This window comes from Actinophytocola sp. (genome assembly GCF_045807065.1).
Classification (GTDB): domain Bacteria; phylum Actinomycetota; class Actinomycetes; order Mycobacteriales; family Pseudonocardiaceae; genus Actinophytocola.
This window is the reverse complement of sequence record NZ_JBJMIE010000248.1, coordinates 1-3174: the sequence shown is the minus strand read 5'-3', so window position 1 is coordinate 3174 and position 3174 is coordinate 1. Positions and strand designations below refer to the sequence as shown.

The 3174-nt window shown below is 74.4% G+C and carries 2 protein-coding genes; both read left to right on the top strand.

Going from position 1 to position 3174, the window contains the following annotated elements:
* Positions 1–2415, top strand: a 2415-nt coding sequence (locus tag ACJ73U_RS14460) for a non-ribosomal peptide synthetase (protein WP_407778121.1), incomplete at its 5' end; no start/stop codon positions are given.
* Positions 2412–3174, top strand: a 763-nt coding sequence (locus tag ACJ73U_RS14455) for a condensation domain-containing protein (protein ID WP_407778120.1), incomplete at its 3' end; no start/stop codon positions are given. The genes ACJ73U_RS14460 and ACJ73U_RS14455, both read left to right, overlap by 4 nt.

Genomic DNA, 3174 nt, shown 5'->3' with positions numbered 1-3174 from the left:
GACATGTCGGTCACGCCGCTGTTCCAGGTCGCCTTCACCATGCACGACCTGCCGGCCGGCGGCGCCGAGGTGGCCGGGCTGCGGATCGACCACGTCGACCTGGCGTGGCAGGTGGCCAAGGTCGACCTCGCGCTGCGGATGCGGGTCGAGGACACCGCTGCCTTCGAGGACATGCTCGTGCGCAACCGGGTCACCGTGCTGGAGGCGTTCGACCGCCAGGCCGTGCCGTTCGCGCACCTGGTGGACGAGCTGCAGCATCTGGAGCGGCTGCCCGCCACGCTGGGCGAGGCCGCGCTGGAGCTGGTCGAGTCCGGCACGCCGGTGGCGAAGTTCGACCTGACGCTGTCGGTCGAGCAGCACGCCGACGGCCGGTTGCGCTGCTGGTTCGAGTACGCGACCGGCCTGTTCGACGGCGCGACCATCGAGCGGCTGGCCGGCCACTACGTCACGCTGCTCGCGAGTGTCGCGGCCGACCCGGCCGCCGCCGTCGACGCGCTCGACGTGGTCCCGGCTGCCGAGCGCGCGCTGCTGCTCGGCGAGTGGCCCGACCCGGACGGCGCCCGCGCCGCCGCGCTGGACCCCGCCGGCGACCAGCACCTGACGGTGCCCGAGCTGTTCGAGCGCCGGGTCGCGGCCGCCCCCGACGCGGTCGCGGTCGTGTACGGCACGGCGGAGCTGACCTACGCGGAGCTGAACGCCCGCGCCAACCGGCTCGCCCACCACCTACGCGGACTCGGCGTCGGGCCCGAGATGGTCGTGGCGTCCTGCCTGGAGCGGGGGCCGCACGCGGTCGTCGCGCTCCTCGCCGTCCTCAAGGCCGGTGGGGTGTACGTGCCGTTCGACCCGAACCACCCGGTCGAGCGGCTGGGCTTCATGCTCGCCGACGCCGGCGCGCGGGTCGTGCTGACCACCGCCGAGTTCGCGCCGCGACTCGCCGACCACCACCGCGTGGTCACCGTCGACACGATCAACACGCTGTTCGTGGGTGCCGGGGCGAACCCCGAACCCTCGGCCGGCCCGGGCAACCTCGCCTACATGATCTACACGTCCGGCTCGACCGGGAAGCCCAAGGGCGTCCTGGTCGAGCACCGGTCCTACGCGCACCACTGCCACGTCATCGCCGACGCCTACGGCATCGGCCCCGCCGACCGGGTCGTGCTGCTGTCCGCGCTCACCTTCGACGTGGCGATGGACCAGATCGCCGCCACCCTGCTCGCCGGCGCCGCGATCGTCGTGGCGGAGCCGCTGTTCTGGACCCCGGCCGAGCTGCCCGCGCGGCTCGCCGAGCACGGCGTGACGATCATGGAGATCACTCCGGCCTACTACCGGGAGCTGATGGCCTCCGGCGACCTCGCGCGGCTGCGGCGGCTGAAGCTGATGAACGTCGGCAGCGACGTCATGACCGTCGCCGACGCACGCCGCTTCGCCGAAAGCGGGTTGCCGGGGCGGTTCCTCTGCAACTACGGGCCGACCGAGGCGACCGTCACATGCGTGCTCCACCCCGTGTCCGGGCACCTGCCGGGCGCGCGGGAGGAGGCCACCATGCCGATCGGGCGGCCGGTTCCCGGCACCCGCGCGTACGTCGTGGACACCGACCTGCGGCTCGTGCCGGCCGGGGTGCCGGGGGAGCTGTGCCTCGGCGGCACGCGCCTGGCCCGCGGGTACCACGACCGGCCGGCGCTGACCGCCGAACGCTTCGTGCCCGATCCGTTCGGTCCGCCGGGCGGGCGGCTCTACCGCACGGGCGACCTCGTGCGGCACCTCCCGGACGGCACCATCGAGTTCCTCGGCCGCATCGACCAGCAGGTCAAGGTCCGCGGGTTCCGCATCGAGCCGGGCGAGATCGAGGCCGCGCTCGCCGGCCACCCGGACGTCCGGGCGGTCGCGGTCGTCGCGCGACAGGTCGGGCCGGGGGAGAAGCGGCTCGTCGCCTACGTGGTGCCGCGTGCCGAGGTGGACGTCGCCGCGCTGCGGTCCCACCTCGCGGACCTGGTGCCGGAGTACATGGTCCCGGCGCACTGGGTGCCGCTCGCCGAGCTGCCGCTGACCCCGAGCAAGAAGGTCGACCGCGCCGCGCTGCCCGAGGTGGTCGACGCGCTGGGCGGTGCGGCGTACGTCCCGCCGGGCGACGCGACCGAGGAGGTGCTCGCCGAGATCTGGGCCGAGGTGCTCGGGGTGGCGCGGGTCGGCGTCCGGGACGACTTCTTCTCCCTCGGCGGGCACTCGCTGCTCGCCACCCGCGTGCTGGCGCGGATCCGGCAGGCGTTCGCGGTCGACCTCCCGCTGCGCAGGCTGTTCGAGGCCACCACCGTCGCCGACCTCGCGACCGCGGTGACCGACGCCGTCGAGGCGGACGTGGACGCGCTGTCCGACGCCGAGGTCGAGGAACTGCTGTCCCGGGAGGGTGTGCGATGACCGAGACCGTCGACCGCGCGGCCATGCGTGCCGAGCTGCTGCGCCGGCGGCTGCGTGGCGCCGCGGGGGTGGCCGACGCGATTCCTGCCGTGCCACGGACCGGACCGCTGCCGCTGTCCCACGCGCAGCGCCGGATGTGGCTGCTCGACCAGCTGCGGCCGGGCGGCACCGAATACCTGATGACGACCGCGCTGCGGCTGTCCGGACCGCTCGACCTCGCGGCCCTGCGCCGGGCGCTCACGGAGATCACGGCTCGGCACGAGGTGCTGCGCACCCGCTACACCTTGGTGGACGGCGAACCGGCGCAGGTGATCGACCCGCCGGCCCCGCCTGCCCTCGCCGAGGTCGATCTGACCACCCCGGCGGTGTCGGTGCCCGCGGGTAGCGTCGAACCGAGGGCCGGAGGCCGAAGCCTCGACACCCTCCTGCGTGAGCGGGCCGTCGTCCCGTTCGACCTCGCGACCGAACACCCGACCCGCTGGGTGCTGGCGCGGCTGGGCGCCGACGAGCACGTCCTGGCGCTCACCGTGCACCACATCGCCTCCGACGGCTGGTCGGAGGAAGTGCTGCTGCGCGAGCTGAGTGCCGGCTACACCGGCCTGCCGCTCGCCCCGCTTCCCGTGCAGTACGCCGACTTCGCGGCGTGGCAGCGTTCTCGGGTGCCCGCAGGGCAGGTGGAGTACTGGCGGGAGCGTCTGGCCGGGGTGTCGCCGCTGGAGCTGCCGACCGACCGCCCGCGCCCGCCGGTGCGGGACTTCG